This is a genomic window from Streptomyces sp. NPDC031049 (assembly GCF_055571015.1).
The window spans coordinates 53,701-69,859 of record NZ_JBVIGC010000009.1; the positions used below are offsets into that span (position 1 = coordinate 53,701).

11 protein-coding genes are annotated in these 16,159 nt (G+C 73.4%); 9 read left to right on the forward strand and 2 right to left on the reverse strand.

What is annotated here, in order from left to right:
- Positions 1–14 precede the first annotated feature (14 nt).
- Both ACZ45Q_RS16990 and ACZ45Q_RS16995 read right to left on the reverse strand, forming a co-directional pair.
- On the reverse strand, positions 15–698 hold the full coding sequence (locus ACZ45Q_RS16990) for a hypothetical protein (protein WP_468261290.1): 684 nt from the start codon (positions 696–698) through the stop codon (positions 15–17).
- Between the two features lie 108 nt (positions 699–806).
- Complete coding sequence (locus ACZ45Q_RS16995) at positions 807–1,859, reverse strand: Rv2578c family radical SAM protein (protein WP_468261292.1); 1,053 nt, start codon at positions 1,857–1,859, stop codon at positions 807–809.
- A gap of 178 nt (positions 1,860–2,037) precedes the next feature.
- Between ACZ45Q_RS16995 and ACZ45Q_RS17000 the strand changes: the two genes are divergently transcribed.
- The 9 genes from ACZ45Q_RS17000 (at position 2,038) to ACZ45Q_RS17040 (ending at position 16,152) form a co-directional block, all read left to right on the forward strand.
- Positions 2,038–2,481, forward strand: coding sequence for an SRPBCC family protein (locus ACZ45Q_RS17000; RefSeq protein WP_468261295.1), 444 nt, complete (start codon positions 2,038–2,040; stop codon positions 2,479–2,481).
- Positions 2,482–2,630: 149 nt separating this feature from the next.
- The gene (locus ACZ45Q_RS17005) at positions 2,631–5,036 is read left to right on the forward strand and encodes an MFS transporter (protein WP_468261298.1); all 2,406 of its coding nucleotides are present in this window, start codon (positions 2,631–2,633) and stop codon (positions 5,034–5,036) included.
- 157 nt (positions 5,037–5,193) lie between these two features.
- The gene (locus ACZ45Q_RS17010) at positions 5,194–7,620 is read left to right on the forward strand and encodes an ATP-binding SpoIIE family protein phosphatase (protein WP_468261300.1); all 2,427 of its coding nucleotides are present in this window, start codon (positions 5,194–5,196) and stop codon (positions 7,618–7,620) included.
- A 173-nt stretch (positions 7,621–7,793) separates the two neighbouring features.
- Entirely contained in the window at positions 7,794–8,519 is a 726-nt protein-coding gene (locus ACZ45Q_RS17015) for a methyltransferase domain-containing protein (RefSeq protein ID WP_468261303.1), read from the forward strand.
- 213 nt (positions 8,520–8,732) lie between these two features.
- Positions 8,733–9,566: a M55 family metallopeptidase gene (locus ACZ45Q_RS17020; RefSeq protein WP_468261305.1), complete on the forward strand. Its 834-nt coding sequence runs from the start codon at positions 8,733–8,735 to the stop codon at positions 9,564–9,566.
- The gene (locus ACZ45Q_RS17025) at positions 9,559–10,908 is read left to right on the forward strand and encodes a M20/M25/M40 family metallo-hydrolase (protein ID WP_468261308.1); all 1,350 of its coding nucleotides are present in this window, start codon (positions 9,559–9,561) and stop codon (positions 10,906–10,908) included. Before ACZ45Q_RS17020 ends, ACZ45Q_RS17025 begins: the two co-directional genes overlap by 8 nt.
- Before the next feature lie 4 nt (positions 10,909–10,912).
- The gene (locus ACZ45Q_RS17030; protein WP_468261310.1) at positions 10,913–12,877 is read left to right on the forward strand and encodes a prolyl oligopeptidase family serine peptidase; all 1,965 of its coding nucleotides are present in this window, start codon (positions 10,913–10,915) and stop codon (positions 12,875–12,877) included.
- Positions 12,874–13,821, forward strand: coding sequence for a S66 peptidase family protein (locus ACZ45Q_RS17035; RefSeq protein ID WP_468261313.1), 948 nt, complete (start codon positions 12,874–12,876; stop codon positions 13,819–13,821). The genes ACZ45Q_RS17030 and ACZ45Q_RS17035 overlap by 4 nt, the downstream gene beginning before the upstream one ends.
- 534 nt (positions 13,822–14,355) lie before the next feature.
- Positions 14,356–16,152: a CocE/NonD family hydrolase gene (locus ACZ45Q_RS17040; RefSeq protein WP_468261316.1), complete on the forward strand. Its 1,797-nt coding sequence runs from the start codon at positions 14,356–14,358 to the stop codon at positions 16,150–16,152.
- Positions 16,153–16,159: the final 7 nt, after the last annotated feature.

The window sequence follows — 16,159 nt, forward strand, 5'->3', positions numbered from 1 at the left end:
TCAGGCTTTTGGCGTCACGGACCAGGGTCCGCACCCAGCCGGGCTGTGACGGGCTGCCCGCCGTGCACTTGCCGGCTTCGGTCGAACAGAAGCTGAGTGACCTCCTTGGCGAAGCCGTCGTCGACGTACTCGGCTACGCCCATGGAGCTGACCCACAACACAGTGGTGTCCGCCACCACCAGCGTCTGTACCGCAGTGTCGCCGTTGTCCATCGTTGTACGGGAGTAGGCCCGTCGGTCACCCAGTGGTCCGAGCACTCCCGACTGTGTTTCCTCCATGAGGAGGGCATCGAACACCGCGGTCGCATCGTCCTGTGTCCGGCCCGAGAACACGGCGAAATGCACGTTGGCCTTATCCGGCTTCACAAAGGCAGAAGTGCCTTGTGCCGCGACGCCCGCACAGGCGTCGGCACCGATGACGTCCCCGCACCACCCCTGGCCGCCGTCGGTGGGCTCCTCCACGACCTTCCAGCCGGGAAGGGACCCGCCGTCCGGCAGCGCGGAGAGCACGTGGCGTCCGTCCAGCACATCGACAGGTCGCTCAGTGTCCGGACCTTCCGCCGCCGCGCCCTGCCGAGCATGGGGCGACGCAGACACGGCGGAGGAGCTGCCGTCGCTCCTCGCTTGTTGCTCGCAGGCCGTCAGCAGCAACACCGCAGCCGCCGCCGCTATGCCTGACCAGCGACGTCCGACCATCATGATGCCCCCACCCGTTCGACTCAGCGGCGGCTGATCATACCGATGCCCTCTCCTGCGCCGTGTCGGGCACTGCGCCGATGCGCAGGCGAATATGGCGGCGACTCCCCTTCACAGGAGCGTGAGCTGGGTGGGCCCGGGGACTTCCGCGTCCGGTGCGGGATGTTCGGCCCGTCCCGGCTCCGGCAGGGCCCGGGGCGTTCCCGCGCGTGTGGGGCCGATGCCGTATTCCTGGGCCAGGTCGTGGACCTGGCGGGTGATGCGGCGTTGGTACCACCTGGGGGCGTAGGCGCCGTCGGCGTACAGGCGGTCGTAGCGGCGGACCAGGTGGGGGTGGTGGGTGGTGAGCCAGGACATGAACCACTCGCGGGCGCCGGGGCGCAGGTGGAGGACGAGGGGGGTCACGGACGTGGCGCCGGCGGCGGCGATCGCGCGGACCGTCGCGCGGAGGCGGTCCGGTTGGTCGCTCAGGTACGGGATGACCGGTGCCATCAGCACACCGCAGCCGATGCCGTGTTCGCCCAGGGTGCGGACCACCTCCAGCCGCCGCTCCGGCGCGGGCGTGCCCGGTTCCACGGTGCGCCACAGGTCGGGGTCGGTGAAGCCGACCGAGACGGAGATGCCCACGTCCGTGACGCGTGCCGCCCGCGTCAGCAGGTCCAGGTCGCGCAGGATCAGCGTGCCCTTGGTGAGGATCGAGAAGGGGTTGGCCCGCTCGCTCAGGGCCGTGATGATCCCCGGCATCAGCCGGTAGCGGCCCTCGGCGCGCTGGTAGCAGTCGACGTTGGTGCCCATCGCGACGTGGTCGCCCTGCCAGCGGCGGGAGGCGAGCTGGCGGCGCAGCAGCTCCGGCGCGTTCACCTTGACCACGATCTGCGAGTCGAAGCCGAGGCCGGTGTCGAGGTCCAGGTAGCTGTGGGTCTTTCTCGCGAAACAGTAGACGCACGCGTGCGTGCAGCCCCGGTACGGGTTGACCGTCCATTCGAACGGCATCCGCGAGGCGCCCGGCACGCGGTTGAGGATCGAGCGGGCCCGTACCTCGTGGAAGGTGATGCCGCGGAACTCGGGCGTGTCGAAGGTACGGGTGACCACGGCGTCCGCGTCGAACAGGGCGGGGTCGGCCGCCCGGCTGTGGGCGGAGTCGGTGAGGTTGTCCCAGCGCATGACGCCTCCTCGGTAGCACTGGGCACAGAATAGAACATGTGTTCCCTTGATCGTGCGAGAGCGGGAGCGAGCGCCCCGAGGTGCTTTCCGGTCGGGTTCGATCGGCCCGATTTGGCGGCCGGGGGCCGGGGTGATTGGCTTGCCCCGACCCCGAGGAATTCAGGCCCTGGAGGAACCGATGGCGCAGGTCGAGGCCACGACGGAGCGGATCGTCGCGGCGGACGCGGAGACGGTGTTCGACACCCTCGCCGACTACAGCGGCACGCGCGCGAAGCTGCTGCCCGAGCAGTTCAGCGAGTACGAGGTCCGTGAGGGCGGCGACGGTGAGGGCACCCTCGTCCACTGGAAGCTCCAGGCCACCAGCAAGCGCGTCCGCGACTGCCTGCTGGAGGTGACCGAGCCGTCCGACGGTGAGCTGGTCGAGAAGGACCGCAACTCCTCCATGGTGACCGTCTGGCGCGTCACCCCGGCCGGCGAGGGCAAGTCCCGGGTCGTCGTGACCACCACCTGGCAGGGCGCCGGCGGCATCGGCGGCTTCTTCGAGAAGACGTTCGCCCCCAAGGGGCTCGGCCGGATCTACGACGCGATCCTGGCCCGGCTCGCCGCCGAGGTCGAGAAGTAGCCAACCGGTGCCGGTGGGGCGGGTGTTGGCCGCCTCACCGGTTCGGGTGATCTCCCGGCGCACGCCCCGAATGCCGTAACTCGTCGCACTTGTCCGCAGTTGTTGCCTCAGGCAGCGATTGTGTGCAGGTGCGACGAGGGGAGCGGTACGTGGGTGGGATCACGCTGGCGCAGGACGAGCCGGCCGCCGCCGCGCCTCCGTCCGCCCCCACGCCCCCGCCGGAGCCGGCCGCCGGGCTGAGCCCGCGCCGGGTGCGGCTGGTCTTCTGCGGGCTGATGCTCGCGCTGCTGCTCGCCGCGCTGGAGCAGATGATCGTCGCGACCGCGCTGCCGAAGATCGTCGGCGAGCTGCACGGCCTGGACAAGATGTCCTGGGCGATCACCGCCTACCTGCTCACCTCCACCGTCGGCCTGCCGATCTACGGCAAGCTCGGCGACCTCCTCGGCCGCAAGGGCGTCTTCCAGTTCGCGATCCTGGTCTTCGTCGTCGGCTCCGCACTCGCCGGCCGGGCGCAGACCATGGACCAGCTGATCGCCTTCCGCGCCGTGCAGGGCGTCGGCGCCGGCGGCCTGATGATCGGCGTCCAGGCGATCATCGCCGACATCGTGCCGCCCCGGGAACGCGGCCGGTTCATGGGCCTGATCGGCGCCGCCTTCGGCCTCGCCTCGGTCGCCGGACCGCTGCTCGGCGGCTACTTCACCGATCACCTCTCCTGGCGCTGGTGCTTCTACATCAACGTGCCCTTCGGCCTGCTCACCATGGTCGTCGTCGCCGTCGTGCTGAAGCTGCCCAAGCCGCGGGGCCGGGCCCGTCTGGACGTCCTCGGCGCCCTGCTGCTCGCCGCCGCCTCCACCTGCCTGGTGCTGCTGACCAGCTGGGGCGGCACCGAGTACGCCTGGGGCTCCCGCGTCGTCCTCGGCCTCGCCGCGGGCGCGGCCGTGTCCACCGTGCTGTTCCTCGTCGCCGAGCGCTTCGCCGCCGAACCCCTCATCCCGCTGCGGCTGTTCCGCGACTCCGTCTTCAACGTCACCGGCCTGATCGGCCTCGTCGTCGGCGTCGCCCTGTTCGGCGCCGCCAGCTATCTGCCGACCTTCCTCCAGATGGTCGACGGCGCCTCCGCCACCGAGTCCGGACTGCTGATGCTGCCGATGATGGGCGGCATCGTCGGCGCGTCGATCGTCTCCGGCCAGCTGATCAGCCGCACCGGGCGCTACAAGGCCCACCCGATCCTCGGCGGGGCGCTCTCCGTGATCGGCATGTGGCTGCTGTCCCGGCTCGACGCCGGCACCCCGCGCCTGCACTACAGCATCTGGATGGCCGTCCTCGGCGCCGGCATCGGCATGGTGATGCCCGTCCTCGTCCTCGCCGTGCAGAACTCCGTGCGCCCCGCCGACCTCGGCACCGCCACCAGCGCCAACAACTACTTCCGGCAGATCGGCGGCAGCGTCGGCGCCGCCGTCTTCGGCACGCTCTTCGCCGACCGGCTCACCGACGCCCTCACCGAGCGGGTCCCGGCCGGGGAGGGCGCCGCGCTCCCCGACGCCGAGGCCATCAGCCCCGAGCTGGTGCACGCCCTGCCGCCGGCCCTGCGCGACGCCTACATCCAGGCGTACGCCGACGCCATGCCGCGGATCTTCCTGTACCTGGTGCCGGTGCTCGTCCTCGGCCTGTTCCTCGCCTTCTTCCTCAAGGAGAAACCGCTGGTGTCCCACAACGCCCCCGTCACCGAGCCGGAGACCGCACAGCCCCTGGCACGGCCCACCGCACCGGTCCCCCAGGCCCGGTCGCCGTACACCGCCGGCATCCCCGTCTGCGGCACCGTGCAGCACCCCGACGGCACCGTCGTCCCCCGTGCCGCCCTCACCCTCATCGACGTCGGCGGGCAGCAGATCGGACGCGGAGCCAGCGGCGACGACGGGCGGTACGCGCTGGCCACCCCGGGCCCGGGGGCGTACGTCCTGATCGCCGCGGCCGGCGGTCACCAGCCGCAGGCGGTCTCCGTCACCGTCGGCGAGCGCCCCGTCGAGCTGGACGTGGTCCTCGGCGGCGCGGGGCGTCTCGCCGGCAGCGTGCTCACCGCCGACGGCAGCCCCGTGCGGGACGCCATCGTCACCCTCACCAACGTGCACGGCGAGGTCGTGGCCACCACCCGCAGCGGCCGGGAGGGCGGCTACGTCATCACCGAGCTGGTGGCCGGCGAGTACACCCTCGCCGCGAGCGCCCCCGCCTTCCGCCCCGCCGCCCTGCCGGTCAGCGTGCAGGCGTCCCGGGAGACCCTGCAGGACGTCGAACTGGCCGGCGGCGCCGTACTGAAGGGCACCGTGCGCGCGGGCGGCGGACGGCCCGTGCAGGACGCGCGCGTGACCCTGCTCGACGCCGCCGGCAACGTCGTCGACACGCTCACCACCGGCGCCGACGGCACCTTCCGCTTCGTCGACCTGGCCTCCGGCGAGTACACCGTCATCGCCGCCGGCTACCCGCCCGTCGCCACCGTGCTCCAGGTGGCCGGCGGTGGCCGCACGGAACGCGACCTCCAACTCGGCCACGAGGACTGAACGCCGCACCGGGCGGGCCACCGGCGCGCACCCGTGCGCCGGTGCGTACGGCGGGCGCCGAATTCCCCCGTTGCCCCACACCACTGCCGGTCCGCGCCGTACGGTGGAACCCGTCCGTACAGATCTTGCCGCCCGTCGGGAGAGAGGGTCTGACGCCATGGACCATGGCACCGAACGGGACGTGCCGCCCGGCCGCGTCCCCCTGGCCGTGGTGGTGGTCGACCGCGACGGCCTGGTCTCCCACTGGAGCCGGGGCGCACGCCGCCTGTTCGCCCTCGCCAAGGAGGAGGCGATCGGCCGTCCGGCCCTCGACCTGCTGCCCGTCTCCGGCGCCCTGTCCGAGGACGACGACCTCGCACCGCGCGGGACGTACGCCGGGTACGACGGACTCGGGCCCGGACTGGAGTCCTCCCTGGACGGGCGGCTGTCCTACCCGGCCGCCGGCCGCGCCCGGCTCACCGTGCCCGGCCGGGAGCGCGCCGACGTGCTGTGGTGGGCCTACCCGCTGGTCGGCCCCGGCCCGGAGCGGCTGCTGGTGCTGGCCGCCGACGCCGGCGGACTGAGCCCCGACGAGCCCGGCGCCGACGGGCCCCTCGAGCGCATCGCCCCCGGCTTCGCGCTGCACACCGACTTCCCCGGCGCCGAGGACCTCGCCCGCCGCCTCCCCGAGATCCTGCCCAGCATGAGCGTCGAGGAGAGCGCCCGCATCGTCTCCCAGGTGCTCGAACTGGGTTACCCCGTACTGGAGTTCAGCCAGAACGACCGGGTCCCCGTCACCCCCGACTGGGGCGTCGCCCGGCGCGAGGAACGCAAGGCGCGCCGGGAGCGCGCCTCCCGCGCCCTGGCGGCCGGCGAGCCGCTGCCGCCGGACCTGCGGGACGAGGCGGAGTACGCCGAGGACCTCGAGTACGCCGCCGTACGCGAACGCCTGGAGTTCCTCAACGAGGTCAGCGGCCGGATCGGCACCTCACTCGACCTGTCGCGCACCATCGTCGAGGTCAGCCGGGCCGTCGTCCCCCGCTTCACCGACGTCGCCGGCACCTACCTGCGCGAACAGGTCGTCGCCGGTGAGGGGTTCCCGGAGGGCGTGCCGGACACCACCACCATGTGGCACCGGGTCGCCGTCGAGCACACCGACGAACCGGGCCGCTGGGACGACGTCGTGCCCGTCGGCGAGGCGATGCCCTTCCCGGCGCACACGCCGTTCTTCCAGTGCATGACCTCCGGCGAACCCGTGCTGGTGCCGCGGATCACCGAGGAGATGGGGCACGCCATCGCCTCGCAGTTCGAGAAGCGGGACATCCGGCCCCTGATCACCGGCCGCTCCATGCTGGTCGTCCCGCTCAAGGCCCGCAACGTCGTCCTCGGCTTCATGATCCTGCTGCGCCACCCGGAGCGGCCCGTCTTCAACGACATGGACCGGGTCACCGGCGCCGAACTCGCCGCCCGCGCGGGCCTGGTCCTCGACAACGCACGTATGTACACCCACCAGGAGAACGTCGCCGAGACGCTCCAGGACAGCATGCTGCCGCACATCCCCGCACACATGGCGGGCTGCGACATCGCCACCCGCTACCTGCCCGGCACCCTGCTCGGCCGGGTCGGCGGCGACTGGTTCGACGCGGTGAAGCTGCCCGGCGCCCGTACCGCGTTCGTCGTCGGCGACGTCATGGGCCACGGGCTGAACTCGGCCGCCATGATGGGCCAGTTGCGGACGGCCGTGCAGACCATGGCGGGGCTCGACCTGCCGCCCGCCCAGCTGCTGCGCAACCTCGACGACCTGGCGCAGCGGCTCGGCGACAGCTACCTCGCGACCTGCCTGTACGCGGTCTACGACCCGGTCGCGGGCGAGCTGCACCTGGCCAACGCCGGGCACATCCCGCCCGTCCTGGTCCGCGCCGAGGACGGGCGCAGCGAGCTGATCGACCTGCCCACCGGAGCGCCGATCGGCGTCGGCGGAGTGCCCTTCGAGGCGGTACGCGTGCGCGTGGCGTCCGGCGACCGGCTGGTGATGTGCACCGACGGGCTGGTCGAGGTGCGCGGCGAGGACATCGGCGTCGGCCTGGCGGCGCTGTGCGAGTCCGCCGCCCACCCGGCCGCCTCCATGGACGACGCCTGCGACACCATCATCCGTGCGCTGGGCCGGCGCGGCGGCCGCAAGGACGACGTGGCCCTGCTGATGGCCCGCCTGGGCGGCATCGCCCCCGACGACGTCGCCGAGTGGCGCATCGACCGCGACCCGGCCGGGGCCCGCCGGGCCCGCGCGGTGGTGCGTGAGCACCTCCACGAGTGGGGGCTGGCCGGACTGGCCGGCAACGCCGAGCTGCTCGCCGGGGAACTCGTCACCAACGCCGTGCGGCACGCCCGCGGACCGGCCGTCGGGCTGCGGCTGGTGCGCGGGGAGACGCTGCTGTGCGAGGTGGACGACGACGACCACGAACTGCCGGTGCTGCGCAGCGCCGGCCCCCGGGACGAGGCCGGACGCGGACTGCGGGTGGTCAGCACGCTCGCCCGGGAGTGGGGCGCCAGCCGGACGGCGGCCGGCAAGACGGTCTGGTTCGAGCTGACCCTGCCGAGGCGCTGACACCGCCGTCCGGCCCGGGGGTGTTCGCCGGGCGGGCGCCGTCTGCCCCGGGCGCCGGGACCGAACGTGCCGTGAAGGTCGTGCGGGCGCCGTTGTGGCGGCGGCCGGGAGGCGGTAGACCGTACTGGCCCGCCACTCCGGCGGGCCGGACGACGCACCCTGGGGAGTCGGGCATGAGTGTGGCGAGTCGGTACCGTCAGGCCTGGGAGGGCTTCTGGAGCGAGGCCCCCGAGGAGCGGGGGGCGGTGTTCTGGGACGCGGAGCCGGCCCTGACCGCCGCCCGGCATCTGGCCCTCGTCGAGCCGTATCTGACCGACCCCGGTCTGCCCCTGGTCGACCTCGGCTGCGGCAACGGCACCCAGACCCGCTTCCTCGCCGACCGCTTCCCGCACGTCATCGGCGCCGACCTGTCCGCCGCGGCGCTGGACAGGGCCCGGCGCGCCGACCCGGCCGGCCGGGCGGCGTACCGGCAACTGGACGCCGCCGACAAGGCGGAGACCGAGACGCTGCACGCGGAACTGGGCGACGCCAACGTCTATCTGCGGGGCGTGCTGCACCAGTGCGCGGCCGAGGACCGGCAGCCGCTGGCCGACGGGGTCGCCGCCCTCCTCGGGACCCGCGGCCGGGCGGTGCTCGTGGAGCCGTCGCAGGCCGCCAAGTCCGTCCTGAAGGGGCTGGCGCAGGGCCCGGCCGGGCCGCCCGCCAAGCTGGCGGCGGTCTTCCGGCACGGTCTGACGCCGGGGGAGGCCGCGGACGACGCCATCGCGGAGCACCTGCGCGCCGCCGGTCTGACCGTGCTGGCCGGCGGAGAGCTGCCGCTGGTGACGACCGAGCACGGACCCGACGGCACCCGGATCGAGTTGCCGGCGACATGGCTGGTGGCGGGGCGTACCGGGTGAGGCGGCCGGGGCGGACCGGCTGAAGCGTCCGGGGTGGCCTGGGTGAGGTGTCCGGGGCGGCACGGGTGAGGTGACCGGGCGGTCCGGGTGAGGCGACCGGGCGGCGCCGCTTGGCACCCCCGGCCTGTGGAAAACCGCCCACCGGCATCCGGCCGGTGAGCGTTTTCCACAGGCCTGGCCGGGAATCGGGGCGTTCGCGTAACGTGACGCCTCATGAAGATCCTCATCAGCGCCGACATGGAAGGTGCCACCGGCGTCACCTGGCCTGCCGACGTGCTGCCGGGCACCCCCCAGTGGGAGCGGTGCCGCTCGATGTTCACCTCCGACGTGAACGCCGCAGTGCTGGGCTTCTACGACGGCGGCGCCGACGAGGTGCTCGTCAACGAGGCGCACTGGACCATGCGCAATCTGCTGCTGGAGCAGCTGGACGACCGGGCCCAGATGCTCACCGGCCGGCACAAGGCGCTGTCCATGGTCGAGGGCGTCCAGCACGGCGACGTGGACGGCATCGCCTTCATCGGGTACCACGCGGGCGCCGGCATGGAGGGCGTCCTCGCCCACACCTACCTGGCCAACCAGATCACGGGCGTCTGGCTGAACGACGTACGCGCCAGCGAGGGCCTGCTCAACGCGCACGTCGTCGCCGAGTACGGCGTGCCCGTCGTCCTGGTCACCGGCGACGACCTGGCCTGCGAGGACGCGCTCGGCTACGCGCCCGAGGCGCTGAAGGTCGCCGTCAAGGACCACGTCTCGCGGTACGCGGCCGTGTGCCGGACGCCGGCCAGGACCGCCGCCGACATTCGCGCGGCGGCCAAGGAGGCGGCGGCGCTCGCGGTGCGGCACCAGCCGGTCGCCGGCGGGCCGTTCACCGTCGCCGTGGAGTTCGACGCCGAACACCTCGCCGCGGCCTCCACGGTCGTGCCGGGCGTGGAGCGCGTCGGCGAGCGCAAGGTGGCGTACACCACCGACACCATGTACGAGGGAATCCGGACCTTCAAGGCGGTCACCACGATCGCGTCGGCGGCGGTGGAGGAGCAGTATGGCTGAGCACGCCCACGGGCAGGACCGGGCGCTGGACGGGACGGCGCTGGACCAGGTGGCGCTGGACGAGGTGGTCCGCTTCACCTCCGACCTGATCCGGATCGACACCACCAACCGGGGCGGCGGCGACTGCCAGGAGCGCCCGGCCGCCGAGTACGCCGCCGAACGCCTGGCGGACGCCGGCATCGAGCCCACGCTGCTGGAGCGCACCAAGGGGCGGACCAACGTGGTCGCCCGGATCCAGGGCACCGACCCGTCCGCCGACGCGCTGCTGGTCCACGGTCATCTGGACGTGGTGCCGGCCGAGGCCGCCGACTGGAGCGTGCACCCGTTCTCGGGGGAGATCCGTGACGGGGTCGTCTGGGGCCGCGGGGCCGTGGACATGAAGAACATGGACGCGATGATCCTCGCCGCGGTGCGCGGCTGGGCCCGGCAGGGCGTACGGCCCCGGCGGGACGTGGTGATCGCGTTCACCGCCGACGAGGAGGCCAGCGCGGAGGACGGCTCGGGGTTCCTGGCCGACCGGCACGCGGCCCTGTTCGAGGGCTGCACCGAAGGCGTCAGCGAGTCCGGCGCGTTCACCTTCCACGACGGCGGGGGCCGGCAGATCTACCCGATCGCGGCCGGCGAGCGCGGCACCGGCTGGCTGAAGCTCACCGCCCGCGGCCGGGCCGGGCACGGTTCCAAGGTGAACCGGGAGAACGCGGTCACCCGCCTCTCGGCGGCCATCACCCGCATCGGCGAGCACGAGTGGCCGCTGCGGCTGACCCCGACGGTGCGCGCGGCCCTCACCGAACTCGCCGCGCTGTACGGCATCGACACCGACCTCAGCGACGTGGACGCCCTGCTGGACAAGCTCGGTCCCGCCGCGAAGCTCGTCGAGGCCACCGTGCGCAACAGCGCCAACCCGACCATGCTGGACGCCGGTTACAAGGTCAACGTCATCCCGGGGCAGGCCGTCGCCCAGGTCGACGGGCGCTTCCTGGCCGGGCACGAGGAGGAGTTCCGTGCCACGCTCGACCGGCTGACCGGACCTGATGTCGACTGGGAGTTCGTGCACCACGAGGTCGCCCTCCAGGCACCGGTGGACTCGCCGACGTTCGCGGGGATGCGCGCCGCCGTCGAGGAGTTCGCCCCGGAGGGACACGTGGTGCCGTACTGCATGTCCGGCGGCACGGACGCCAAGCAGTTCTCGCGCCTGGGCATCACCGGCTACGGCTTCGCGCCGCTGAAGCTGCCGGAGGGCTTCGACTACCAGGCGCTCTTCCACGGCGTCGACGAGCGCGTCCCGGTCGAGGCGCTCCACTTCGGCGTCCGGGTCCTCGACCGGTTCCTGCGGACGGCCTGAGGCGGTGGGGGAGACAGTGCGGACCCTGGCGTACGGATCGTGGCCCTCGCCCATCGACGCGGCGCTCGCCGCCGCGCACGACGGGCGTCCCGAGGACGTGGGCTTCGTCGGCGACGAGGTGTGGTGGACCGAGCCCCGCCCCACCGAGGAGGGCCGGCGCACCCTGGTGCGGCGCCGCGCCGACGGCAGCGAGGAACCGGTGCTGCCCGCACCGTGGAACGTGCGCACGCGCGTCATCGAGTACGGCGGGCGGGCCTGGGCCGGGGCGATGACGGCGGACGGGCCGCTGCTGGTGTTCGTCCACTTCACCGACCAGCGGCTCTACGTGCTTCAGCCGGGCGGCGAACCCCGTCCGCTCACGCCCGTCTCGCCGGTCGGCGGCGGGCTGCGCTGGGCGGAGCCGCGGTTGCTGGTGGAGCGCGGCGAGGTGTGGTGCGTCCTGGAGGAGTTCACCGGCGACGGCCCGAGCGACGTCCGGCGCGTCCCGGCCGCCGTGCCGCTGGACGGCTCGGCCGCGGACGACCGGGACGCCGTGCGGGAACTGACCGACGACCGGCACCGGTTCGTCACCGGCCCACGTCTCTCGCCCGACGGGCGGCGCGCCGCCTGGCTGGCCTGGGACCATCCCCGGATGCCCTGGGACGGCACCGAGCTGCTGGTCGCCGACGTCCGCGCCGACGGCACGTTCGCCGCGCCCCGTACCGTCGCCGGTGGCCCCGAGGAGTCGATCGCCCAGGTCGACTGGGCCCATGACGGCGCCCTGCTGTACGCCTCGGACCGCACCGGCTGGTGGAACGTCTACCGCGACGACGTGCCCCTGTGCCCGCGCGAGGAGGAGTTCGGCGGGCCGCTGTGGAAGCTAGGCCAGCGCTGGTTCGCCCCGCTGGACAGCGGCCTGATCGCCGTGGTGCACGGGCGCGGCGCCACCGCCCTCGGCATCCTGGACCCGGAGACCGGCGAGGTCGTCGACGCGGCGGGCCCCTGGACCGAGTTCGCGCCCACCCTCGCGGTGCACGGCGAGCGGGTCGCGGCCGTCGGCGCCAGCCCGCGCAGCGCCTACGAGGTCGTGGAGCTGGACACCCGCACCGGCCACGCCCGGGTGATCGGCGCCCCGCACGACGACGCCGTCGACTCCGCCCTCTACCCCGAGCCGCAGATCCGCACCTTCACCGGCCCCGACGGCCGCGAGATCCACGCGCACGTCTACCCGCCGCACAACCCCGGCTGCGTCCCGCCCGGCGGTGAGCTGCCGCCGTACGTGATCTGGGCGCACGGCGGGCCCACCGGCCGGTCGCCCCTCGTGCTCGACCTGGAGATCGCCTACTTCACCTCCCGCGGCATCGGCGTCGCCGAGGTCAACTACGGCGGCTCCACGGGACACGGGCGGGAGTACCGCAACCGGCTGCGCGAGCAGTGGGGTGTGGTCGACGTCGAGGACTGCGCCGCCGTCGCGCTGGCCCTCGCCGACGAGGGCACCGCCGACCGCGACCGCCTCGCGGTGCGCGGCGGCAGCGCCGGCGGCTGGACCGCCGCCGCGTCGCTGGCCACCACGGACGTCTACGCGTGCGGCACCATCATCTACCCGGTCCTCGACCTGACCGGCTGGAGCACGGGCGGGACCCACGACTTCGAGTCGCAGTACCTGGAGACGCTGATCGGGCCCTACGCCGAGGTGCCCGGCCGGTACGTGGAGCGCTCGCCCACCGAGCACGCCGACCGGATCACGGCCCCGTTCGTGCTGCTCCAGGGCCTGGACGACGTGATCTGCCCGCCCGAGCAGTGCGAGCGCTTCCTCGCCCGTCTGGCGGACCGGCAGGTGCCGCACGCCTACCTCGCCTTCGAGGGCGAGGGCCACGGCTTCCGGCGGGCGGAGACCATGATCCGCGCCCTGGAGGCGGAACTGTCCCTGTACGCGCAGGTGTTCAAGCTGGACCCGCTCGGCGTCCCGACCCTGGAGCTGACGAGGTGAACGCCTCCCGAGCCGTCCGGGCGGGAGGCCTGGTGCGTCCCGCCCGCCTCGCGCCCGGCGCCCGGGTGGCCGTCGTCGCACCCAGCGGCCCCGTGCCGGAGGACCGGCTGGAGGCCGGGCTCGACGTGCTGCGCGGCTGGGACCTGGAGCCGGTGGCCGCACCCCATGTCCTGGACCGGCACGGCACGTTCGACTACCTGGCGGGCACGGACGCCGACCGGGCCGCCGGCCTCCAGGCCGCCTGGTGCGACCCGGCCGTGGACGCGGTGCTGTGCGCCGGCGGCGGATACGGCGCGCAGCGCATGGTCGACCTGCTGGACTGGGACGCCCTGCGCGCCGCGGGGCCCAAGGTGTTCGTCGGGTACAGCGACATCACCGCGCTGCACGAGGCGTTCGCGGTCCGGCTGGGCCTGGCCACACTGCACGGACCGATGGCGGCCGGCGTCGACTTCCTGAAGAACGCGCGGGCGCAGGAGCATCTGCGGGCCACCCTGTTCGCCCCGGAGACGGTGCGCACCATCGCCTCCGGTGGTACGCCGCTGGTCCCCGGCCGGGCGCGGGGCGTCACCCTCGGCGGCTGCGTGACCCTGCTCGCCGCCGACCTCGGCACGCCGCACGCGCGGTCCTCCGCGGGCGGGGGACTGCTGTGCCTGGAGGACGTGGACGAGGAGCCGTACCGGCTGGACCGCTGCCTCACCCAACTGCTGCGCGCGGGCTGGCTCGACGGGGTACGGGGCGTGCTGCTCGGCTCCTGGGAGGAGTGCGGTCCCTACGAGGAGCTGCGGCCCCTGCTGCTGGACCGGCTGGGCGGCCTCGGGGTCCCGGTGGTGGAGGAGTTCGGGTTCGGGCACGGCGCGGGCGCGCTGACCGTCCCCTTCGGTGTCCTGGCCGAACTGGACGCGGACACGGGCACGCTGACGCTGGAGGAGCCGGCCTTGCGCTGACCTCCGCCGCCGAGGAGCGGGCCCGCCCTGGACGACCTGCCCAGTGCTGCCCCTTCGGCCGACGGCGTGCGGACGCGGGGGCATCGACGCCGGGCGCCCCGCGAAGCGCCAGGCGCGCCGTCCGCCGGGCCGGAGCTGATCCCGCCGAGGGCGCTCAAGCGCGGGGAAGTCGCCGCTGGACGCCCCCGCCCCGGCCCGGAACTTATCCCACCGCCGACGGCACGCAGACGCAAGGATGTCGACGCCACACGCCCCGGTCCCGAGCTGCTGGCGCCGACGGCGCGCAGGCGCGGGCATGTCGACGCCGGACGCCCCGATCCGCGCTGATCCCGCCGACGGTACGCACGCGCGGGCATGCCAAGTCCTGCGGCCGGCCCGGACTCGTGCCGAACCCCGCTGAACACCCCGCTCGTTGAATCCGCGTCAAAAACCCTCGTCGGGGTGATTGACCCGAACCTGACACGTGTCACACCATGCTTACCGGCCGGTACTTACCGGTCGGTAAGTCCGGGCTGCCCTGAACGGGCCCTCAGTGTGGAGGTCTCCGTGCCCCGTCGTCTCCCCAGATGCCGCGCCCCTCTCGCGCTCGCCCTCGGCGCCGCGCTCACCGTCCCCCTCACCCTCACCGCCCCAGCCGCCGCCGCGACCGGCCAGTACACGGTCACGCCGCTGAAGTTCACCGTCGACGCCGGCGGACGGAGGTGCACGATCGACGCGGACCTCTACCGGCCCACGGACGTGGACCCCGCCCGCCCGGCACCCGCCGTGCTGACCACCAACGGCTTCGGCGGCAGCAAGTCCGACGGCCAGACCGACGCCATCGGCAAGGCCTTCGCCGAACGCGGCTATGTGGCCCTCGCCTACTCCGGCCTCGGCTTCGGCAGGTCCGGCTGCCTGATCTCGCTCGACGACCCGGACATCGACGGCGCCGCCGCCTCCGAGCTGATCGACTTCCTCGGCGGCAAGCGCGCCGCGGACGACGGCACCACCGCCGGCTTCGTCACCCTCGACCGGGCCGGCGACCCGCGCGTCGGCATGATCGGCGGGTCCTACGGAGGCGCCGTGCAGCTGGCGACGGCCGCCGTCGACCGGCGCCTCGACGCCCTCGTACCCATGATCACCTGGCACGACCTGGCGTACTCCCTCGACCCGAACAACGCCGTCGGCGCCGAGGACGTGCCCGGCGCCTTCAAATGGCAGTGGGCCAACGGCTTCTACCTGATCGGCGAGGGCCAGCCCCTGCTCGCGCCGAGCCTCGACCCCTCCCGCATCAACTCGCTGTCCTGCCTGCACTTCGTCACCCGCGCCTGCGAGACGATCCGCACCCTGAACTCCGGCAGCTATCCGGCCGACAGGACCGCCGAGCTGCTCGACTTCGCGCGGAGCGTCTCCCCGGTGTCGTACCTGGACCGGGTGCGTACTCCCACCCTGCTCGTCCAGGGGCAGGCCGACAGCCTCTTCAACCTCAACGAGGCCACCGCCACGTACGACAGACTCACGGCGCGGGGCACCCCGGCCAAGATGATCTGGCAGTCCTGGGGACACAGCGGCGGCATGACCGACCCCGCCGCCGGTGAACTGAACATCGGCCAGGGCAACCTGGAGACCTCCTACGTAGGCAAGCGCATCCTCGCCTGGTTCGACCACTACCTGCGCAAGAACCACGGCACCGACACCGGACCCGACTTCGCCTACTACCGCGACTGGGTCACCGACCCTCGCCACACCTACGCCACCGCCGACCGTCCGCCCCGGCTCAGCCGCACCCTTTACCTCTCCGGCGACGGCAAGCTGGTCGACGACCGCTCCAAGGTCGCCCGCGGCAGCCGCACCTACACCAACTGGGCCGTCCCCACGAGCCACTCGGAGAGTTCCCTCGCCGGCATCATCGGACTGCCCGACCCGGCGCCGTACGACATCAAGGGAACCCACCTGGCGTGGACCAGCGCACCGCTGGAGCGCTCCCTCGACGTCGTGGGAGCACCCCGGGCCACCCTGAAGGTCGTCTCCCCGCGCGCCGAGCGCACCCAGGACTCCGGTGACGCCGCCGACAAGCTGGTGCTGTTCGCCAAGGTCTACGACGTGGCCCCCGACGGCACCCAGAGCCTGGTCCACCGCCTGATCGCCCCGGTCCGGGTGCCGGACGTCACCGAGCCGTTCACCGTGACCCTGCCGGGGATCGTGCACCGGTACGAGGAGGGGCACCGGCTGCGGTTCGTCGTCGCGGCGAGCGACGGCGCCCATGCCGGCAACCGGGGGATCAAGCCCGTGACCGTGGTCAGCGCGCCCGGGGACACCGGAGTGCTCAGGCTGCCGGTGGCCGGCGGGTGAGCCGTCG